Source organism: Jeotgalicoccus sp. S0W5 (assembly GCF_011634875.1).
GTDB lineage: Bacteria > Bacillota > Bacilli > Staphylococcales > Salinicoccaceae > Jeotgalicoccus > Jeotgalicoccus marinus.
In genome coordinates this window covers 130,393-151,849 of record NZ_SIRQ01000001.1, presented here as the reverse complement: position 1 = coordinate 151,849, position 21,457 = coordinate 130,393, and the positions used below count along the sequence as shown (strand labels likewise).

General features: G+C 36.2%; 21 protein-coding genes. 8 read left to right on the top strand and 13 right to left on the bottom strand.

Annotated features, from left to right (window positions below):
• Positions 1–132: 132 nt before the first annotated feature.
• Both EYB29_RS00785 and EYB29_RS00780 read right to left on the bottom strand, forming a co-directional pair.
• A complete protein-coding gene (locus tag EYB29_RS00785; RefSeq protein WP_035856809.1) occupies positions 133–1,437 on the bottom strand; it encodes a site-specific DNA-methyltransferase in 1,305 nt (434 codons plus the stop codon).
• Positions 1,438–1,441: 4 nt separating this feature from the next.
• On the bottom strand, positions 1,442–1,960 hold the full coding sequence (locus EYB29_RS00780; protein WP_240921803.1) for a recombinase family protein: 519 nt from the start codon (positions 1,958–1,960) through the stop codon (positions 1,442–1,444).
• A gap of 402 nt (positions 1,961–2,362) precedes the next feature.
• On the opposite strand from EYB29_RS00780, the gene EYB29_RS00775 reads away from it, so the two are divergent.
• Complete coding sequence (locus tag EYB29_RS00775; protein WP_166626276.1) at positions 2,363–3,931, top strand: multicopper oxidase family protein; 1,569 nt, start codon at positions 2,363–2,365, stop codon at positions 3,929–3,931.
• 203 nt (positions 3,932–4,134) lie between these two features.
• Complete coding sequence (locus EYB29_RS00770; RefSeq protein WP_026867195.1) at positions 4,135–4,461, top strand: four-helix bundle copper-binding protein; 327 nt, start codon at positions 4,135–4,137, stop codon at positions 4,459–4,461.
• 110 nt (positions 4,462–4,571) lie between these two features.
• On the opposite strand, the gene EYB29_RS00765 is transcribed toward EYB29_RS00770, so the two are convergent.
• Positions 4,572–5,243 carry a response regulator transcription factor gene (locus EYB29_RS00765; RefSeq protein WP_026867194.1) on the bottom strand — a complete coding sequence of 224 codons (672 nt, stop codon included), beginning with the start codon at positions 5,241–5,243 and terminating at the stop codon, positions 4,572–4,574.
• Positions 5,236–6,624 (bottom strand): sensor histidine kinase, encoded by a 1,389-nt coding sequence (locus EYB29_RS00760; protein ID WP_026867193.1) that lies wholly within the window; start codon positions 6,622–6,624, stop codon positions 5,236–5,238. The genes EYB29_RS00765 and EYB29_RS00760 overlap by 8 nt, the downstream gene beginning before the upstream one ends.
• A gap of 707 nt (positions 6,625–7,331) precedes the next feature.
• On the opposite strand from EYB29_RS00760, the gene EYB29_RS00755 reads away from it, so the two are divergent.
• Entirely contained in the window at positions 7,332–7,955 is a 624-nt protein-coding gene (locus EYB29_RS00755) for a YdhK family protein (RefSeq protein ID WP_166626275.1), read from the top strand.
• Between the two features lie 179 nt (positions 7,956–8,134).
• On the opposite strand, the gene EYB29_RS00750 is transcribed toward EYB29_RS00755, so the two are convergent.
• From EYB29_RS00750 to EYB29_RS00710, 9 genes are all read right to left on the bottom strand, one after another.
• Positions 8,135–8,386: a copper ion binding protein gene (locus tag EYB29_RS00750; protein ID WP_051220549.1), complete on the bottom strand. Its 252-nt coding sequence runs from the start codon at positions 8,384–8,386 to the stop codon at positions 8,135–8,137.
• 139 nt (positions 8,387–8,525) lie between these two features.
• Positions 8,526–9,002 (bottom strand): CopY/TcrY family copper transport repressor, encoded by a 477-nt coding sequence (locus EYB29_RS00745; RefSeq protein ID WP_371807486.1) that lies wholly within the window; start codon positions 9,000–9,002, stop codon positions 8,526–8,528.
• A 63-nt stretch (positions 9,003–9,065) separates the two neighbouring features.
• Positions 9,066–11,114, bottom strand: coding sequence for a copper-translocating P-type ATPase (locus EYB29_RS00740; protein WP_166626274.1), 2,049 nt, complete (start codon positions 11,112–11,114; stop codon positions 9,066–9,068).
• Positions 11,115–11,369: 255 nt separating this feature from the next.
• Positions 11,370–11,876 (bottom strand): CueP family metal-binding protein, encoded by a 507-nt coding sequence (locus tag EYB29_RS00735; RefSeq protein ID WP_026859513.1) that lies wholly within the window; start codon positions 11,874–11,876, stop codon positions 11,370–11,372.
• A 109-nt stretch (positions 11,877–11,985) separates the two neighbouring features.
• On the bottom strand, positions 11,986–12,690 hold the full coding sequence (locus EYB29_RS00730; RefSeq protein ID WP_026859514.1) for a cytochrome c biogenesis protein CcdA: 705 nt from the start codon (positions 12,688–12,690) through the stop codon (positions 11,986–11,988).
• 88 nt (positions 12,691–12,778) lie between these two features.
• Positions 12,779–13,312 carry a thiol-disulfide oxidoreductase ResA gene (gene resA, locus EYB29_RS00725; protein ID WP_026867188.1) on the bottom strand — a complete coding sequence of 178 codons (534 nt, stop codon included), beginning with the start codon at positions 13,310–13,312 and terminating at the stop codon, positions 12,779–12,781.
• Between the two features lie 409 nt (positions 13,313–13,721).
• Positions 13,722–14,339, bottom strand: a complete 618-nt coding sequence (locus tag EYB29_RS00720; protein ID WP_135098321.1) for a CadD family cadmium resistance transporter — start codon at positions 14,337–14,339, stop codon at positions 13,722–13,724.
• 53 nt (positions 14,340–14,392) lie between these two features.
• Complete coding sequence (locus EYB29_RS00715) at positions 14,393–16,564, bottom strand: heavy metal translocating P-type ATPase (RefSeq protein ID WP_166626273.1); 2,172 nt, start codon at positions 16,562–16,564, stop codon at positions 14,393–14,395.
• Positions 16,557–16,925: an ArsR/SmtB family transcription factor gene (locus tag EYB29_RS00710; RefSeq protein ID WP_026867185.1), complete on the bottom strand. Its 369-nt coding sequence runs from the start codon at positions 16,923–16,925 to the stop codon at positions 16,557–16,559. Before EYB29_RS00710 ends, EYB29_RS00715 begins: the two co-directional genes overlap by 8 nt.
• A 906-nt stretch (positions 16,926–17,831) precedes the next feature.
• On the opposite strand from EYB29_RS00710, the gene merR reads away from it, so the two are divergent.
• From merR to merA, 5 genes are read left to right on the top strand one after another with little or no spacing between them, the layout of a single operon-like run.
• Entirely contained in the window at positions 17,832–18,230 is a 399-nt protein-coding gene (gene merR / locus EYB29_RS00705; RefSeq protein WP_026867184.1) for a mercury resistance transcriptional regulator MerR, read from the top strand.
• Positions 18,231–18,257: 27 nt separating this feature from the next.
• On the top strand, positions 18,258–18,542 hold the full coding sequence (locus EYB29_RS00700; RefSeq protein ID WP_166626272.1) for a hypothetical protein: 285 nt from the start codon (positions 18,258–18,260) through the stop codon (positions 18,540–18,542).
• Position 18,543: 1 nt separating this feature from the next.
• Positions 18,544–19,038 (top strand): TlpA family protein disulfide reductase, encoded by a 495-nt coding sequence (locus tag EYB29_RS00695; protein WP_026867182.1) that lies wholly within the window; start codon positions 18,544–18,546, stop codon positions 19,036–19,038.
• Positions 19,035–19,715 carry a cytochrome c biogenesis CcdA family protein gene (locus EYB29_RS00690; RefSeq protein WP_026867181.1) on the top strand — a complete coding sequence of 227 codons (681 nt, stop codon included), beginning with the start codon at positions 19,035–19,037 and terminating at the stop codon, positions 19,713–19,715. The genes EYB29_RS00695 and EYB29_RS00690 overlap by 4 nt, the downstream gene beginning before the upstream one ends.
• 19 nt (positions 19,716–19,734) lie before the next feature.
• Positions 19,735–21,378, top strand: coding sequence for a mercury(II) reductase (merA, locus tag EYB29_RS00685; protein ID WP_026867180.1), 1,644 nt, complete (start codon positions 19,735–19,737; stop codon positions 21,376–21,378).
• Positions 21,379–21,457: the final 79 nt, after the last annotated feature.

Here is a 21,457-nt window from a genome sequence, read left to right as displayed (position 1 = left end):
ACAAGATGTGCTGTTTGGTTTGACACCAATCGAACTTCGTCGTGTGGCTGCATAAAAAAACTGAGATATGAACATGTTCATATCCCAGAGAAAAATTTATTTTATTCAACTGTAAACTTAAGTGACATCAGGTCACTCCACATCAGACAATATTTTATTTATTTCTTTTTTTGCTTCTTGGTTATGTCCTACATCACCATTCGTCCACCAAGTCCAACTTGTTGCACCATCTGACTCACTCAAATATTTTTTCAATCTTGGACGTGAATCACCATTAATACCAAACCAAATCCTTCCTTGTTTTCTAAGGTTTACAAATTCTTTTTCACTTATCGCCCAACATCTATTGGAAGGAGGAGATATTATCGTACCGTTTGGGAGTGTGACATTGTAAAATTGGCTTTTAGTTGCATGTCCTGTTTGCCCTGTCATATCTACAGAGACCCAAGGGCCATTTATATCATTATCTGGGTTTTTGTATTCTGAAATCCTCTTTTCTGACAAAGGAACTTTATTAATTGTTGGTTTGAATAAATTAATATCTTTTGCATAGACTAATATATTATCGTGCGCAGCTCCTAAAGAGATTCTAGAATCAGGAGAGGTTCTTTTTTGCCAAACTATATTAGCAACAAAATTGTTTCTACCATATATTTCATCCATCAATATTTTTGCGTAATGTGACTCATTATCATCGATATTAATCCATATAGAACCATCAGGACTCAATAGTTCTTTGGCGGCTTCCAACCGATTTTTCATAAATACCAACCACGTAGAATGGTTGAACTGGTCATTATATTTAAAACTATCTCCACCAGTATTGTAAGGTGGATCTATATAAATTAACTTTACTTTCCCCGCGTAACGTTCTCTCAATGAATATAATCCAATAAGATTATTAGCTTTTAGAATCAAATTATCTTTATCTGAGAATTTATCTAAATTCGTCTCTTCGTTTTTAGCATATTTGATAATATTAGTTAGAATTTTAGGAGCTAAAAGTGTATCAATCTCTTCTTTGGCTAAGGTGTTATGATAATAAACTTCGTCTTTCCCTTTTTCTTCTGTCGTCATTCCTCCTTCTAAAACACCATCTTTGTGCGGAAAATCTAGAACTACATCAGAATTATACTTAAAATACTTATTTTCACTGGTGAGACCAATTTCATTTGTATATTTTGTGTAGCTGTTATCCCAGTAGTTTTTGAAACGTAGCATACTGATGAACTCTTCTATCTTAAAAACTAAGCCCGACGGTAGCTCGAGGGAATATGTATCTCTTATCGATTCGTTCGATAGAAGAGCTTCTATTAATTTTTCATTGTAAGAACGTATATCTTCAATCAACTTATTCTTCAATAATATATCTTCATGCCAATATTCAGGAAATACTTTTAGAACATTATTTATCTCTTGCTGGAGCTTTGTTTCCATAAAATCATTTCTCTCCGATCTTTTTCTCAGACTTGCTATTAATCATGTTATAGATGGTACCTCTTGATACCCCTGTCATCCTGATGATTTCATTTATTGTGTATTTCTCACTCTCATACAGAGAAATGACCATTTCCCTTTTATCTTTCGGAAATTTAGGCCTTCCTCCCATTCTACCTCTTGATCGAGCAGATTCTAAACCCTTTTTCGTTCTTTCACTCAATAGATTTGCTTCGAGCTCTGCAAAAGCACTCATCATAGTGAAGAACATCCTCCCCATTGCATCTTTGGTATTAATATTCATATCTATTATTTCCAAATCTATATTCTTTTCATCGAGGTATTGAGATAGTTCTATTAATTGTTTCGTCGTACGTCCGAGTCGATCTAACTTTGTGATTACTAAAGTATCCCCTTTACGTAGGTAGTCGAGACATTTGTCAAGCTCTGTTCTTTTATATTTCTTGCCACTTACCTTTTCGGAAAATATTCGATTACAACCATATTTATTTAAGACATCAATTTAACTATTTAAATTCTGATCTCTCGTACTGACCCTGGCATAACCAACTTTGCTCATAATTTTTCCTCCTTATGTTTCTCTTAGTGGGGGGTTATATGTATTCTATACTCTAATTAGCATTCATAAGCTTTGGCTATAGTACAAAAACTCAATAAGTTTTTAAAATATTGTACAAAGATAATTGTACGGGTTTTTGTACTTTCAATCTATAGTAAAATCAACTATGTTTGTTCTCTTCCTGATGTTCCAATAAACGGTCGTTTTTTAAACTTAATTTTACATGTAGTTTTTGTCATATTAAATACTCATTTTATGCACGGATTCTCGAAAATTATAATCTAGTCTAATACATAAAGGAATGACAAGTTCTTTATTAAAAGTAGAAAGAAGGGATTGTAAAGTATGAGAAAAAAGAACCTATTGATAAGCTTGTTTTCTCTGATGATGGTCATTGTTTTATCAGCTTGTACAAGCAATGACGGAGAAGCATCTGTAGAAGATACTAACAATGGAAAGGATTCAAATGAACAGATGAATATGAATGAGGACAATGAAAATTCTATGGAAGAAAATATGAATAACTCCTCCAGTGAAGGAGAAATGAATAATGGTTCCATGGGTAATGGTCATATGGATCATGATGATGTGGTAAGTCTAATTGATTCGACAGGAGAGAATGAACTGAATATCCCCCCTGTACTCAAAAGCGACAGCAACAAAGGAACTGAGTATACAATACGCGCGCAAAAAGGAGAAACAGAAATATTTGATGGCGTTCAAACAAAAACATATGGCTATAATGACTCGTTTCTAGGTCCCATGCTTCAATTTGAAAAAGGAGATACTGTGAAAATAAACTTAATCAATGAACTCAATGAAAATACCACTTTTCACTGGCATGGATTGGAAGTGCCAGGGAATGACGATGGTGGTCCACACAATGTATTGGAGCCAGGCGAAGAGAGTACTATTGAATTTGAAGTGACACAGGAAGCTGCCACATTGTGGTTCCATCCCCACCCGGAAGGAAAAACCTCTGAACAAGTGTACAATGGACTTGCTGGGTTAATTTATATCGAGGACCAAAATTCAAAAAATCTCGAATTACCAAGTGAATATGGAGAAAATGACATTCCTCTCATTTTCCAGGACAGAGTCTTTGATGACGAAAAACAGTTGAATTATAAAGCAGCAGCAAATGAAGATGGCACTGTCGGAGATACATCATTAATTAATGGAACATTAAATCCAAAATTAACTGTAGATAAAGAAAAAGTAAGGCTTCGACTTTTAAATAGCTCAAATGCAAGAAACTACACCGTTAAACTAAATACAGAAGATGCTTTTGTACAAATCGCAACGGACGGCGGATTTTTAAATGAACCGGTCTCAATGCAAGAAATCACACTCACGCCTTCAGAACGGGCCGAAATAGTCATTGACTTCTCACAAGTTAAAACTAATGAAGAGATTGCTTTAGTAAACGAAGAAGGTACCACGCTCTTACCTTTTGAAATCACAGATCAAACAGGTAAAACCATAGATATACCTGATGAAATGAATGACTTTTCAGTTACGGAAGAAGAAAAGAATTTACCAGTAACAAAAGAAATTGAACTTTTCGGTATGATGGATCAGGTAACGATAAATGGTAAAAAATTTGACTCTGAAAGAATTGATTTTACGCAGGAACAAGGTGTCACCGAAGTATGGGAAATCTATAATAAACCAGACATGATGGGCGGCATGATTCACCCGTTCCACATCCATGGTGCTCAGTTTAAAATCCTTTCCAGGAATGGAGAAGCACCACCTGAGAACGAAAGAGGCTGGAAAGATAGTTTTTCCGTTGCCCCGGATGAGACTGTGAAAATTGCCATTCAGTTTAAAAATAAAGGCATATATATGTTCCACTGTCACATACTTGAACATGAGGACAATGGGATGATGGGACAGGTTAAAGTAGAATAAGATCCAAATCTTCAATCTAATAATAAAAAAGGAACTATTTTTTGATTTTTCTAGGCGAATTACATTATTGAATAAGTGGAGAAGGACAATCATCATTAAAATTATGTGCATTTTCTATGGAGTTTACCAATATCGGTTTATATGCGAAATGGATGGGAATTCAATTAATGCAAGCGTATTTAAATCTATAGGAGGTATTTACAATGGCTCATGAACAACACCAACAACTGATTCAGACGTTACATGAATGTATGGAAGCCTGTAACCACTGCTACGATGCGTGTTTGAGAGAAGAGGACGTAAATATGATGGCGGAATGCATCCGTCTGGACCGTGAATGTGCAGATATCTGTGCATTTCTGGAACAAGCATTAATGAGAGGTACACCATTTGCTTCTGATTTAGCAGCAGTATGCGCCAAAATTTGCGAAGCTTGCGGAAATGAATGTCAGAAACACGACCACGAACACTGTCAGAGATGTGCAGAAGCGTGCTTTAAATGTGCAGAAGCTTGTAAGGAAATCGCTTAAAATAAAACTTATATAGAAAAAACGCCATGTCAGATAATAATTCTGGCATGGCGTTTCTTATTAATAGAACAAAAGCAATCAGTCTAACGTTCTAATATTGAAAGTGTTTTTTAATTTTTAATCCATTTGTAACCAACGCCCCACACCGTGTGAAAGTAATCATCGATAGGAAAGCCGACTTCCCGAATTTTTTCCCGCATATTTCTAACATGGGAATCCACAGTACGTCCTTCCGTTTCAGAATGCATGCCCCACACTAAATCAATCAATTGATTTCTAGAAAATACCCTTCCTGGATTTTTCATGAGTAATCCAATGATTGCAAATTCTTTTGGTGTTAATTTTACAAGCTGTTTTTTATAGGATAGTTCAAATTGATCTTCGTCCCATAACAGTCTTTCGACTTCAATCCGGTTGACAGGTCTTGTTCTTCTTAGTAATGCATCCATTCTTGCAACCAATTCTTCTTCATTAAAAGGTTTTGTGATATAGTCATCTGCACCCAGCTTGAGTCCTTTTACAATATCTTCTTTCTGCTCACGTGCAGTCACCATGATAATAGGTACATCTGAGTATTGCCGTATTTCTCTGCATACTTCCCATCCATTCATTTCAGGCATCATGATATCCAGTAGAATAAGATCAAACTTCTCTTCTTTAACAAACTTAAGCCCTGCTTTTGCACCTACTGCTTTTCGACAAAAATAAGGGTAAGGTTTCAAGTATAATGTCAACAGTTCGAGCATTCTCTCTTCATCATCGATTAACAGCACTTTATTCATTTACATTCTCCTTCTTTAAAGATATGACGAAAACAGTCCCCTTGCCGAGTGTACTTTCTACTCCAATCTCGCCACCATGCAACGCCACAATTTCTTTAGCGATTGTCAGCCCGAGACCAGACCCTCCGCTTACCCGGGATCTAGACTTTTCAGAACGATACAGTCGATCGTATATAAAGGGTATATCTTCTTCTGGGATTCCTTCTCCTGTATCTGAAATAGTTGTTAAAATTTCATTTTTATTTTGAATCACTTCCATTGTGATATGACCTTTCTCGGGAGTATACTTTATTGCATTATCTAATATATTCAATATAACTTGTTGAATTCTTTCGGGATCTGCCATAACAACCAAGTTGTCCGGACAATGAAAGAAAAGCTCTATCTTTTTTTCATTGAGCGCTGGATAGATTCGTGCTAAAACCGTCTCAATCAAAGCGCTAAATACTACCCTCTCTTTTGTGATGGCAAATTCATTATGATCGATTTTAGCTAATTCAAACAGATTTTTTATCAGGTCTGCTAAATGCTCTGTTTCTTCCTGAATGATTTTAATGTATCTATTCCTGTCCGTCGTGGATATTTCTTTTCTGCTAATAATATCCGTATACCCTTTCATATAGGTTAAAGGTGTTCGTAGCTCATGCGATATACTCCCTAAAAATTCATTTCTCTCGTTTTTTAAACGTTCCAGATCTTGCGACAGCAAAGTAATCGAAGTCGCCAAATCTCCAAGCTCATCTTTTCGATGTGTATACAATTCCACGTTATGATTGCCTCTACCTAATTGTTCTGTCGCTTTTTTCATCCTCAATACCGGTTGGGTAATAACTCTGGAAAGAATAAACACCGTTATAACAGTCAGAAGTAAAGTCAATAGACCCACAAGCCAAAACTTATGGCTGAGATGATCAATAATCCGTTCGATGCTATCACTTTCAGCAAACATAAAAACATGCCCGCTATGAGTTTCGTTAAAAGTTAGGGGGCTGTCTGTAGAGACATATTTTTCTTCTGACCAATTTGATTTCAGGATAACTCCTTCTTGTGGTATTTCACCATAATCAGTATGTTCAATAACAGTTATCATTTCTGGTTCAACCGGATCAGAATTGGTGATTATCTCTCCATTCTCATCTGTTATCACCACAATAAAATCTGATTCTGACTCCATAATCGCAACATGTTCCAATGTCGTGGTTGTATAGTTTTCTTCCAATACGTCTCTGTGTGTATTCCCCCGGGCCAATAAATCCCCCATCACTTCCTCCACACGATCAGCGACCAGATTTGTATATAGGATATAGAATAATATGATTTCAATAATAAGAATCACCAGAAAAAACAAAAGTCCGATTTTTAAAGCTAATTTATTGAACATAAAAGCCTCCTCAGTTTTCTGCAACAGCATAAATCGTAATAGATCATCTTATCATTTTGTTCATTAGTCATATTATATAGAAAAGTAGTATTTTTATTATGAATAATTCAGCTTATTTTACTTTGCCCACAACTAAAATTTTCTTCCACTGTTCTTATGAGCTGTCATTAGACACATAACTATTTCTGCTTATAGTCTAGATTGCTAACTCATCTTCGTTCTGTGGATTGATTGCAACATACAAAATACCATCATCTTTCATCTCCAGTATCTTTCGATAAAAATAATCTAGCAGAGGTAGCAGCTGCAACGAAGTTTTAGTCTGAAAAATGTATGACTAAGTATAACACCTGACCGTCAAAACTTTTTAAATTTAAAGGGTAACTCGAAGTTACATGAGTGATTTTACCGCATCCCGCTAAAAATATAGATGATAATATTATAGTATTAATTATTAATTTTCTTGGTATCATGATTCGCTACTCTCTTTATACATTTTATTATTTAAATATCGATTTTTCGTGCAGATTTGAAGGAAGCGCTGAGATATCATCCACGGTTAATAAACCTTTAAATTGAAATCCAATATGTCGAGTCGGTAATATTATTCTTGATTAAATACATTTATTTTTCATTGAATCTGCACGTAAACTGCAAAAGTTATGGGTAGAGTTATCAGTAGAACTAATAAAATGGAGGGTATATACATGGTTAAAAACAAAATATTATTAGGGCTTCTTTCCATATTCGCTGTATTTTTAATGGCTGCCTGTGGTAATGGGGAAACTCAGCCTAATGAAGATGAAGAAAGCCAAAGCACTGAAACAGAGTCCAGATCTGAGGAGGAAATGGACATGGAATCAGATTCCGGAGGTCATATGGAACATTCAGCTGATGAGATGTCCAGTTCCGGTGAAGTACCTGAAGACTTGAAAGAAGCAGAAAATCCAACTTATGCAGTTGGAAGTCAAGCGATTATTGAAGCAGAACACATGCAAGGTATGGATGGTGCTGAAGCAACAATTTCCGGTGCTTTTGACACCACTGTCTATACTGTCTCATACACACCGACGAACGGCGAAGAACTGGTAGAAGATCATAAATGGGTCATTCATGAAGAATTGGAAGAACCGGGAGAAGCCCCATTAGAACCAGGCGATGAAGCAGTAATGAATGCATCACACATGGAAGGCATGGAAGGTGCAACGGCTACGATTGATTCTGTTGAAGAGACCACTGTCTATATGGTGGATTTCGTTACAACAGATACTGAAGAAGAAGTTCAGAATCATAAGTGGGTTACAGAAAGTGAACTGGCACCTGTGGAATAAATTAGTGAATAGTAATATAGGATAAAAGCATGGATTCCTGATTACAAAGAAAAAATCCGGCAAATCTTGAATTAAGATTTGCCGGATTTTTTATCTTGGTCTCTTTCTACAATTATTATATAGAATCAATATGACATAAAAAAATGATACTCTAAATTCTTAAAATCTTTTGTCATTAACTAGCTGCAGCATGAACACGCAGAACCATCTTCTTTATCAATATCCTCTTTAATCTCGTAGCCGGTATTTTGAATAGCACCTTTGATGTCTGCCAAATTAATTGTACTGTCATTAAATGTTACATCTACTTTACCTTCAGGAATTTGAACTTTAACTGATTCAACGCCATTTAATTGACCGACGCTCTCTTCGACTTTATTAACGCAAGCCCTACATGACATACCTTCTACATTAAGTGTTACTTTTGACATATAAATTTCTCCTTAAAATTTTATTATATTATTTTATACGAAAGTTTCAATATACCCATGGTAGGTATTTTACCCTTTTTCATTTTTTATTTAACAAATCAATTATCTGTCTTAATTTATTAATTTTGTCTACTGCTGATTAACAATTACATTGACCTGGAACACAATTGCATGGCACTACGTCAACTGCATCCTCTTTTTTCATCTCTAACACTTTTTCCAACTCTTCTATATCTATATAGCTTAATGTTGATTTTGAAATTAAATCTGCAATAATTTTTCCAATGTCTTTATTACATATATTATCGAAAGTTTGTTCAAGTGTACTTTTGAGAAAGTCACTTTCTTTTAAATTAGTTGAATAAATGTATTTGTTGCCGTCCTTTTCTGTGTTTAATACACCTTTATCAACAAGTCTCCCAATAAGTGTTTTGGTCGTGGCCGGTTTCCAATTCTTTTTATTTTCTATAATATCTCTAATATCTTTACTCGTAGTTTTGTTTTGTGCCCAAACGACCCGCATCACTTCCCATTCGGAATCTGTGATATTTGAATCAATTGCTTTGGTCATATTTTCACCTCTAATTTTTTCAAGTATTTTTAAGATGTCTTTCATATTTCATACAGTAAAGAATTAAAATACCGACTATCCTTAAGTAAGGATTTGTCGGCATTTATTTTATTCTACTTCAAATCTATGAAGTAACTGCGCATTGATTGCAACGATGATTGTACTGAGACTCATCAAAATCGCACCTACAGCCGGACTGAGTATTATCCCCCAAGGCGCCAGTACTCCTGCTGCCAATGGGAGAGCAATCACGTTATATCCGGTTGCCCAAATCAGATTCTGTACCAGTTTATTATATGTTTTTTTAGATAGGCTGAATATTGCAAGAATATCTTTCGGATTACTGTCAACGAGAACGATGTCTGCACTATCCATCGCGATATCTGTGCCTGCACCCACTGCGATACCAACATCTGCTTTAGTCAATGCCGGTGCGTCATTGATTCCGTCACCTGTCATTGCAACAACCAAACCACGTTCTTGGATTTCTGTCACTTTATCTGCTTTCTCATTGGGCATTACTTCAGCATAGACTTCATCAATCCCAATTTGTTCTGCGACATAATTTGCGACTTTTTTGTTATCTCCGGTCAACATTATAGCTTTAATATTTCTCTTATGCAGCTGTTCTATTGTCTGCTTAGAACTTTCCTTAATCTTATCTGCCAGTGCAATGGCACCTGCTAATTCTTCGTTTACCAAAAGAAAAACTACCGTCTTACCTTGTTCTGACCATTTATTAAAGTTCTTATCGTCAAAATCTATTTTTTGTTTACGTACATATCCCGGACTCACTACTTTGACTTGTTTATCATCAATCGTCCCTTCAATTCCTACACCAGTAATTGAATTGAAATTTGACATTTCAAGCAATTCAAGTTCTTTTAACTTGGCTTCATTGAGTATACCTCTCGCAATAGGGTGTTCCGAGTCATTTTCTATTGTTGCTGCATAACTTAAAAGGATATTTTCGTCAATATTATTGAAAGTCTGTATATCTGTAACACCAAATTTACCCTCAGTCAAAGTACCCGTCTTATCGAAGATCACAGCGTTAATTTTACGAGCCTTTTCAAACTGTGGACGTTTTCGAATTAACAAACCGTGCTTTGCAGCAAGTGATGTAGATACTGAAATAACCAACGGTGCTGCCAGACCTAAAGCATGAGGACAAGCAATAACCAAAACTGTTACCAATCTCATGATAGCAGTATCTATAGTTGCTCCAATACTTATCCAAACGATAAATGTGATAATACCGGCAGCTAAAGCGATATAGAATAACCATTTAGCTGCTTTATTAGTTACATCCTGAGTTTTCGATTTAGTACGTTGTGATTCTCTAACCATATCTATAACTTGTGTCAGATAAGATTCATTCATCAGTTTCTCTACTTCAATAGTGAGAGAACCTTCTCTGTTTATTGAACCTCCAATGACCTCGTCATCAACGGATTTTCCAACTGGAACAGATTCACCCGTTAACATTGATTCATCAACTTGCGACTTTCCTTTAACGATTTTACCATCCAGCGGCATTTTTTCTCCGGGTTTTACTAATAGTAAATCACCCGCTTTAATATCATCAATCTGAACTTCTTCTGTTTCACCATTTTCAGTGATACGGTTTGCCGTATCAGGCATTAATGATGCGAGGGATTCCAGAGCCTTGGAAGCATTGTTAATAGCTCGCATTTCAATCCAATGTCCCAGAAGCATGATTAATACAAGAGTTGCCATCTCCCAGAAAATTTCTTCCCCATTGAATCCAAAAACAACTGCCATACTATAGAAGTAAGCGACAGAAATCGCCATTGCTATTAATGTCATCATGCCTGGTTCTTTGTTTTTCAATTCATCGTAAGCGCCCTTAATGAATGGCCAACCCCCGTAGAAATAAACGAACGTGGCCAACGCTGCCACAATATAACTATCTCCAGTAAATTGCCAATCCACACCTATGAAATTTTGAATCATCGGAGATAGAAGTACAATTGGAATTGTGAATATCAGGATAATGAAGAATTTATTACGAAAATCTGTCACCATATGCGCATGATGATCGTGTCCGCTATGATTATGGGATTCGTGGCTCTCCTCATGGTTATGATGATTTTCTTCATGCTCAGCATGATTATGATTACCTTCTTTATTCATTTTTTCCCCTCCTACATTATAATAAGACTACAACTGTAATCGATTTATTAAATTAAGTTTACGTCTGTAATCGTTATTTGTCAAGCTGTTAATTTACTAAGTTTATTATAAAAAATATATGTGCAGAAACTATCCACTACATGTATTTAAAAACTAAGTAAAAATAAATTAACTGCTACTCTGAGATTTAACATTGAATTAAAAATGCAGATTCCACGACACTAAATAGCATTGGGTAATCTGCATTTAATAATATTATTTAAGCTGTAAATCTGTCAGACAGGTGCTGTCATTCTCAAAAGTTGAAAAATTAGATTCAACTTTTTTTCCATCATAATTAATTTCTAAAGAGTAATTTTTATCTCTTGGCAGCCAAAAATCCAAGAAACCATTCTCAAGGGTAGTCAACTTCTCATCAACGTGAACTTCTCCATCTTCATCTGTAATTTTTACATCCATCTCTTCATTCATCAGCTCTCCCTGACAACCTGTTAAGCTATGAAATTCACAAGGATGTGTATATGAGATGTATGGTGCAATAGATACAAAAAATTCATCGTCTGGCAAAGTATAGACATTCTCATCTCCACTATCTTTAACAATAAGTGTTTTATCATTTATAGATGCTGATTCTACAATATTACTAGCGCTTAATTCCGAAACCATTTCTTTAATATTTGATTCGTTCGATGCTGAGTCATCACTACAACCTGTTAAAATAAAGATTACGCCCATCAAAACTGGCATTAAATATTTTTTCATCCAGATTCCTCCTTGATATTTAATTTTAACAATAATTTTTAAACAAATTTTATAATAATATATCATTTCTATGAAAGTTATATAAACAAGTCATTTAATGTATTCATAATTAGAAGCCTTGAAAATCTCCAAAGTACGGCTGCAGCCAAATGATAATCTGAGTCAATCCATCAAAATACAGAAGTACACCCATTAATATCATGATGACCCCACCAACTTTCATAATCGTATTCGAGTATTTCAGCATCCAGCGTGTACGAGATACGAAAAAGCTCAGTATAAAGAATGGAATTGCAAAGCCCAGACAGTAAATAACCATTAACATTAAAGCATCGTTTGGTGCACTGGCACTCATTGCGAAAATAGCTCCGATAATCGGTCCATTGCACGGCGTCCATCCGGCACCAAAAGCCATACCTATTAAAGTTGAACCTAAAAATCCTGACGGTCTATTTTTGAATTGTATTTTTCTCTCTTTCATCAGGAAATTAAAATTAAGCACACCGGTAATGATAAGCCCGAAGATAATAATCAGGATTGAACCTAGTTGTCTAATCAGGTTCGCATGGTCAATCAATATTCCACCTAAAAAGGCCGTGCCAAACCCTAATGCTATATAGAACAAACTGAATCCCACAAGAAAGAAAATTGTGTGGAATATTGCGCGTGCATTGAATTTTTGATTTTCTACTTCATTATAACTCATTCCTGTTATGTAAGAGATAAAAGCAGGAAATACTGGAAGCACACAAGGTGAGACAAAACTTAAAAAACCAGCTCCAAATGCAAGAAAGAAAGTCATTTCACTACCCAAAAAAACACTCCATTCATATTGCATCTTTTAAATAATCCGAACGAATTTCTTCCACATTTTATTTCTTTCAATCCTATAAACTCTCATCCTATTCAGAAGATGATTGTTCTACAAATCTATAAATATCATCTACAGTTAACTGATATTCTTTCTTCTCCACAACAATGCCGTTTTTATTGATTGCTATTGTCGTTGGCAGTGGGCCTACTTGATACGCTTTAGTCACTTCTCTATTGCGATCCAATGCAACTGGAAAATTAAGTTTTTCATCTAAACTGGATAAGAACTGATTAATCTGCTGCTCATCCTCAGAAACATTTACTGCAATGATTTCATAGTCTTCATGTCCTTCATTATAAATTCGGTTCATATCAGGCATTTCTTCACGACACGGCTTACACCAAGTCCCCCAGAAATTCAAAATAACACCTTTTTCTGAATTGATATCCGATAATTGTATTGAATCACCATTTAACGTCTCCAATTGAAAATCAATTGATTCATCGCCTACTTGTAAGGCTTTTGTATCAGAAGTTAAGTTGAACCATAAGGTCACACCTAACAAAATAATGACACTCAGTATAATACTGATTCTTAGAATCTTCCTTGTTTTTTTCTTCATACTCTTACACCTCCAGTAGCAATTACTTTCATCTTGCACCTCATACATAGTTAATTTTGAAAGATAATTTTCAAACAAACTTACTATTCTATTAGAATAAGAAATCATTCGTACACTAGTCTTATTACCAATTTTAGCTATTAAAAAATTCCCCTCTAATTATTTAGCTTAAATCAAATTTTTAAAGAAACTGTGCATTTTATTAGTATTTAATGTGACATTTCAAATTATGAATAAATTTAAATTCAACACTAAAATAAGCCAGATAAATTTGCTTATGAAAATCGGATGTTTTGAGTAGATCCTTATTATACAAATATTGATTGCTGTGACTTTTGACTTTATTTTGCACTAAAATTAAGCCGATATCTCACATTAAAAGAGAGATATCGGCTTATAAAATTTTCTATTAAAATAGGAATGAGAACAGAGCGTTGAATGTGCCATTTTCAAATAGGATATAAATTCCTAATCCTATAAAGACGATTGGAACGATCCATCGTTCATATTTTTCGATTTTATCTGAAACAAAATTCAAGGAAGCCAATCGATAGCTGATTAGACATAGAACACCAACCATGATCATGAAAACAATGACGGCAATAATGATTTCCATCATATTTAAAGTCGTAAAGTACGGTATATAGATAGCGAAATCATCCGCACTGGAAGCCAGTACAATGAAAGTGACCGTTATGAATAATTGATTGAATCTGCCTGAAGAGAAAAGGGAGAGAATGTTGCCTTCATCTTCGTCTTCTTCACCTTGAATCCATATTTTTATACCCAGGTAAAGGGGCAGGAGCCCAAGCAAACCAATCATCCATTGTTGGGGAACCAGATTGGCAACCCCCAAAGCGACCAGAAGGCTCACACCAATGATAATTGCCGTTCCTATATACTGACCGATCCAAATATGCTTTATCTGATCCTTTTTCACTTGTGAGAACAGAAGAATCAATATAATAAGGTAATCGATGCCTGTTGCTACGTAAACCGCAGCAGCTGTAAATGCCGTTACAATCATTCTTCCATCTCCAATATTTTAAAATTTCGATTCAAAGTGAAGAGATTCAAAACCTATTCATCTTCCTTCACACGCATGAGTCTCAAACCATTGAGTGCGACTAATACCGTGGCACCCATATCTGAGAGGATCGCAATCCAGAGTGTCAACCAGCCTGGAATCACCAACAGCAGAGCAATAAGCTTGATTCCAATGGCAAAGGCGATGTTCGCTTTGATGATGTTCAACGTTTTGCGGCTCAGTTTAACGGTGAATGGCAATTTTTTTAGATCATCGCCCATTAAAGCAACATCTGCTGTTTCAAGGGCTGTATCTGTACCGGCCCCACCCATGGCGATGCCAACTGTGGAAGCTGCCAATGCCGGAGCATCATTAACACCGTCTCCGACCATTCCTACATGATTATATTCGGTTTTCAATTGTTTGATTACATCGAGTTTATCCTGTGGCAGCAATTCAGATCGAACATCTGTGACACCGACATGTTCACCGATGGCATTGGCGGTACTATGGTTGTCACCTGTAAGCATGATCGTTTTTTTAATGCCTGCCTGATGCAGTTTCTGAAGCACTTCTTTACTTGATTCGCGTACTTCATCGGCAACCGCAATGATTGCTTGGACGGCATTCTCTGTGCCCGCAAGCATGACCGTTTTCCCTTGTTTCTGAAGCGTTTTGACATCCTTTTCAATTGTATTGCTGAAATTGGCTGCCTGTATCTCTTTAAACAATGCCGGGCTGCCAATGTAATACATCTTATCATTGATCTTACCCCTTATCCCTTTGCCCGTAATGGAAGAAAAGTCTTCGACGTGTATATCGGAATAGGGAACATTATTGCTATCCGCTTTCTTTATGATTGCTGATGCCAATGGGTGTTGGGAACGATATTCCAATGCTGTGATGACTGCCAGCATTTCCTTTTCATCAATTGCATTGTCGATTAAACGATAATCAGTTACAACCGGGACGCCTTTTGTGAGTGTGCCGGTCTTATCAAATGCAATGGCCTTTAATCCACCCATTTCTTCGAGGTAGACCCCGCCTTTTACAAGGACTCCCTTCTTGGCAGCATTTCCGATTGCTGAAACAATGGATATCGGAGTAGAAATGACCAATGCACAAGGACAACCTACAACGAGAACCGCTAACCCTTGATACACCCAAGTGGACCAGCTCGCACCGAAAAATAACGGCGGTACAATCGCAACCAGCACTGCGACACCCATAATGATGGGTGTATAATATTTTGCGAATTTATCAACGAATGCCTGGGCAGGAGCACGCTCACCTTGTGCTTCTTCCACCAGATGAATGATTTTGGCAATGGTCGTATCTTCAACCAATTTAGTGATTTTAACTTCCAGTAAGCCTTCTTCGTTCAGTGTCCCTGCAAATACTTCATCATCGATCGATTTTTCAACCGGCACTGATTCACCTGTGATTGCTGCCTGGTTGATTGCAGAGTAGCCATTGACAATTACGCCGTCCATAGCAATTTTCTGTCCAGGCTTAACAATCATGATATCGCCCACAGCAATATCATTGACGTGCACTGTCATTTCCTGTCCGTTGCGTCTGACAAGTGCCTCTTTAGGAGCAATATCCATCAATGAACTGATGGATTGCCTTGCTCGATCCATCGAGAAACGCTCCAACGCTTCGCTGATGGCAAACAAGATGACAACAATGGCGACCTCGGCCCATTCTCCGATGATGACACCGCCAATCACTGCGACTGTCATCAGGGTTCGCATATCAAATTCAAACCGGACTAAATTCTGGAGACCCGTTTTCAGCATTGAAGCCCCTCCGACAATCATGGAAGTGATGAATAGCAGTGGTGTAAGAATATTGTCATCACCATTCACCAACATTGAAATGAAGCCAAAAGCGATAAACAGTAGCGAATAGAGCAGAGTGCTGTGCTTTTTATAAAATGGAATGGTTACTTCCTTTTCTTTTTTGTCTTGTCCACTTTCTTCCCGGGATTTCTCAGGCACCACTTTGAGATTTTCAAATGCTCCTGCTTCTTCCAGTTCCTCAACCGTTGCAGAACCATATACAGAAATTTTTGATGCGCCAAAATTCACCTTCGCATCTTGAACTTCAGGTAGTTTCTTCACATTGTTCTCAAATTTCCCTGCACAGTTCGCACAGGAAAACCCCTGAACACGGTAAACTTTTTTTTCTTCTTCAGTCAGCTCTGCAATCCCTTCAGACATTGGTTATCACTTCTTTCCTATGTATTAATGCAATCGTCATGATTTCTTTAATATGCTGATCTTCCAGTGAATAGAACGCGAGTTTCCCTTCTTTCCTGAATGTAACGATGCCTTCTTTGTAGAGCATGCGTAAATGATGAGATGCATTTGCTACAGTCACACCGAGTATATTTGCGATATCACAGACGCATAATTCCTCTTCCTTGCATAAGGAGTAGGTGATTTTTGCCCTATTCACATCGGCAATAGCCTTAAGCATCTGTGATATACCGGCAATATCTACAGTTTGTAAATTCTCTTGCATCCGGTTAACCTTTTCTTCGTCATAACAAAAAACTTCACATGTTTCTTTCTTATTCATACATACACCTCATCATTCAAATATTTGTTTGAATATAGCATAACATCTTGTTTTTCTTTATTCAAGCAGATGTTTGAATAATAATAAATTTGTATAAGTTTTTCTCGACATAGAAAGAATTTTCTGAAATAAAGCTGAAAGAAATTACGATATCGTAAGTGAACTTTATTGTGACTTTCGATGTTATTTTGCACTGATTTAGGCGATAACTTGCACTATAGTTAAAAAGTCCAGAGCTTATCTTTTCAAGAAGACAGCTCGTTTTAAAGTCAGTTATGCAGAATAAAACTTAAAATATATGCAATTTATCTTTAAAAATGACAAACTGAAAATATAACTACCTAAAATGTTTCAATAAACGGTCGTTTATTGGAAGAATAGAATGTATGGTTCTTAGGACGATAAAAGTTGTACTTTTATAAACGCGATGCAATTTCTTGTTACAGAAAAAGGTCAGATAAGTGTACTTCGGTATGTATTGGTGGAATTGAAACACGTATTGTTTTTGGGCAAGATGGATCGAACCGTGTGAACCAGCGGAGTCTAAGTTAATAGGAGTTATTTAAAGTCTCTAAATTCATAATAATTCAAAGGGAAGTTAGACTCGATGCTCTGCTTCCTTAGTAATAGTATGATTACTATTTCTTGAAGTAATCCCGTCAGGAAAATGCAGATTTACAACGCTAAGCTTATTTTCCCGACGGGTTCATTTATGTCACTATTTAAAGGAATAACAAATACAATCAAATGGTGATTTGACTATAATGTTTGAGTAGATCACAATAATAACCAAGTGGAGTTGATAGGCTCCCTTAAAGTACAAGCAAGACACTTGAAGAAGAAAAATGTATTATACTTGACCGCGTACTATGGTACGCGGTTTATTATTATTTAGAGGTGAACTATGTGAGTTATCGTATTACTGCATTTGCAGAAAAATGTGGGGTAAATAAAGAGACGATTAGATATTACGAACAAAAAAATTTATTACAAGAACCTTCCCGAACGAAAGCTGGTTATCGGATATATTCAGATGATGATGTTAAGCGTGTATGGTTTATTAAACGGATGCAAGAGCTTGGTTTTTCTTTAAGTGAAATCCACAAGTTGCTTGGTGTTGTAGATAAGGATGATGTGCGGTGTTCGGATATGTATGAGTTCGTTTCTCAAAAAGTTGATGAAGTACAACAACAAATTAGAGATTTAATGCGTGTTGAGAATATGTTGAATGATTTAAAAGAATGTTGTCCGAATGAAGAATATTTATATTCTTGCCCTATTATTGAGAAAATGTTTGAGGGTTAAAATCAACTTTTTAGCAGGTGATGTAAATTGACTGTACAAAAGCGAAAAAATGTAAAGGATAATGATAAATTATTGTTTTTAGGAATACCAGCATTGTTGGTTCTATGTTGCGCTTTACCAATCCTTTTAATTGCAATTGGATTGAGTTCTATGGGTGCTTTCTTAATAGGAAAAGAAGTTTGGATATTTGGTGCTGTTTTGTTAATTGTCGGACTGATTATGTTGGTAAAAAGAAGAGGTAGTCGTAATACATGTCAGTCGGATTGTTACCATTCTAAATTCAATGAAACAGAAGAAAAAGGGGGAGAGTGATTTGAAATCAGTATTGTTCTTTAAAAAAATTTTATTACCAGCTCTCATTATTGTAAGTCTCTCAGCATGTGGAATATCCAATGGAACCAACACGATAAACAATGAAAAAACACAACCAATAAGTTCCGAGAAAATAAGTTCCGAGAAGCCAACACTCATTTATTTCATGGCATCTTGGTGTCCGACTTGTGTAGCAGGGGAAAAGGTATTTAAACAGATTCATAATAAATATGGAAACAATGTTCAACTTATAACTGTTGATATGGATCCCCAACGAGATACAGAACAAGATTTAAAGGATTTCCAACGTCAATATGGTGGAGAATGGACACATTTAATCGATAAAGAATATGAACTCACTAAAAAGTATCAAGTAAAACAATTGGAAGAAGTTTTTTTGATAGATAGCAATCAAGAAGTTATATATCACGCGGTTAACCCTTCTTTTGATGATTTACAAAAGGAACTAACACGTATTGGAGTGAGTAGTTCATGACGGTTCCCTTTATTTTTATTTTTTCAGCAGGAATGGTTGCTGCGTTTAATCCTTGCGGGATTGTTATGTTGCCTTCATATATTAGTTATTTAATTGGTGAAGGAGAGGTTGAAACGAGGCGTTCCTTAATAAGGACAATCTCAAAGGGGCTATGGTTAGGATTGTCTATGACGTTGGGATTTCTAACTATTTTTGTGATAGCCGGTTTTCTATTATCGTTATTAGGTAGAGCTTTAATCAATGTTTTTCCAATTTGGTCATTTCTAATGGGCGTACTTATCTTTCTTTTAGGACTAGGGATGTTGCTTGGAAAAAAAGTTTCTCTACCTTTAAGAGTTAATATTAAACAAGGTAAACGATCAGTTTATTTCTATGGTATTGCTTATGGAATCACATCATTAAGTTGTACGTTGCCAGCCTTTTTATTTGTACTCACTGAATCTATGCAAGGTAATTCGTTATTGATGGTTATACTTAAATTTATTGTGTACTCAATCGGTATGGGTGTTGTCGTTACTTCCATAACCATTGTTTCTTTGGTTTCAAAAAGATATGTCCAACAATTACTTTCTAAAAATATGGCAATGATCCAATTTATTTCCTCCATTGTTATTTTAATTTCAGGAATTTATATTTCTTATTATTGGGGAATTGGTCCGGGTGGCATATTTCGATAATTAAAAGGAGTGTTAAAAAATGACTAAGAAAATCAGTATGAAAGTTAGTGGCATGACTTGTATGGGTTGTGAAGAACATGTAGCAGTTGCACTTGAAAATATTGGTGCCAAGAATGTAGAAGCTAGTTTTCGTCACGGTGAAGTATTATTTGAATTACCCGATGATATTGGGATTGAAAGTGCAAAAAAGGCTATTGATGAGGCGAAATATCAACCTGGAGAAATAGAAGAAATATCATCACAAGAAAATGTGGTGTTAGGTAATGAAGGCGATTATGACTTACTTATCATTGGTTCCGGTGGTTCGGCTTTTTCAGCTGCGATCAAAGCTGTTGAAAAAGGGGCTAAAGTAGCCATGGTTGAGCGAGGAACCATTGGCGGTACATGTGTCAATATAGGATGTGTACCTTCTAAAACAATGCTTCGTGCCGGCGAAATCAATCACTTGGCAGGAAAAAACCCTTTTGGTGGTTTGAATACAAAAGCCGAATCAGTGGATATGGCTACATTAACTGAGAATAAGGATAAACTCGTTGAGGGTATGAGACAACAAAAATATGTAGATCTTATCGATGAATATGGTATTGATTTGATTCGTGGCGAAGCCTCATTTATTGATGAGAACACGGTTGAAGTGAACGGTCAAAAATATATAGCAAACAAGTTCCTTATTTCAACGGGGGCATCCCCATCTATTCCAAATATTTCTGGACTAAAAGAGGTGAACTTTCTCACAAGCACAACGGCTTTAGAGTTAAAGGAAGTTCCGAAAAAGTTAGCCGTTATCGGTTCTGGATATATTGCGATGGAGTTAGGACAACTGTTTCATAACTTAGGCTCAGAAGTTTCGTTGATGCAACGAAGTGAACGACTTCTAAAAGAATATGATCCTGAAATCTCAGAAGCCGTCGATGAAGCATTAACCAAACAAGGGCTAAATTTTATCACCGGAGTCACCTACAAAAAGGTTGAACAAAACGGTAATATGAAAAAAGTCTATATTGAAGTGAATGGTGAAGAACGAGTCATTGAAGCCGATCAGTTATTGGTTGCTACTGGAAGAAGACCGAACACAGGATCACTCAATTTAAAAGCTGCAGGTGTTGAAATAGGTAAAAGAGGAGAAGTTGTTGTCAATGATTACCTACAAACGAGCAATCCAAACATCTATGCAGCAGGTGATGTGACATTAGGCCCACAATTTGTTTATGTGGCAGCATACGAAGGTGGAATTGTTGTAGAAAACGCACTAGGAGCTGCCAATAAGAAAGTGGATCTACGCTTTGTACCGGGAGTAACATTTACTAACCCATCCATTGCCACAGTTGGTTTAACTGAACAACAAGCCAAGGATCAAGGAAATGATGTAAAGACTTCCGTACTTCCACTAAATAGTGTACCTAGAGCACTAGTAAACCGTGAAACTAATGGAGTCTTTAAACTGGTTGTTGATAACCAAACTAAGAAAATCGTCGGTGCACATGTAGTTGCCGAAAATGCAGGTGAAGTGATTTATGGGGCGACATTAGCTGTTCAGTTCGGTCTAACAGCTGATGATTTAAGAAATACGATGGCTCCTTATCTAACGATGTCTGAAGGCTTGAAACTTGCAGCCTTAACATTGGATAAAGATGTAAGTAAATTATCTTGTTGTGCAGGGTAGAGATTCAGGGAGGGAGAAAATCTCTCCCTTTTTGAATACTGAAAAAAGGTATTATCATGTATGAATTTTTGAATTTCGA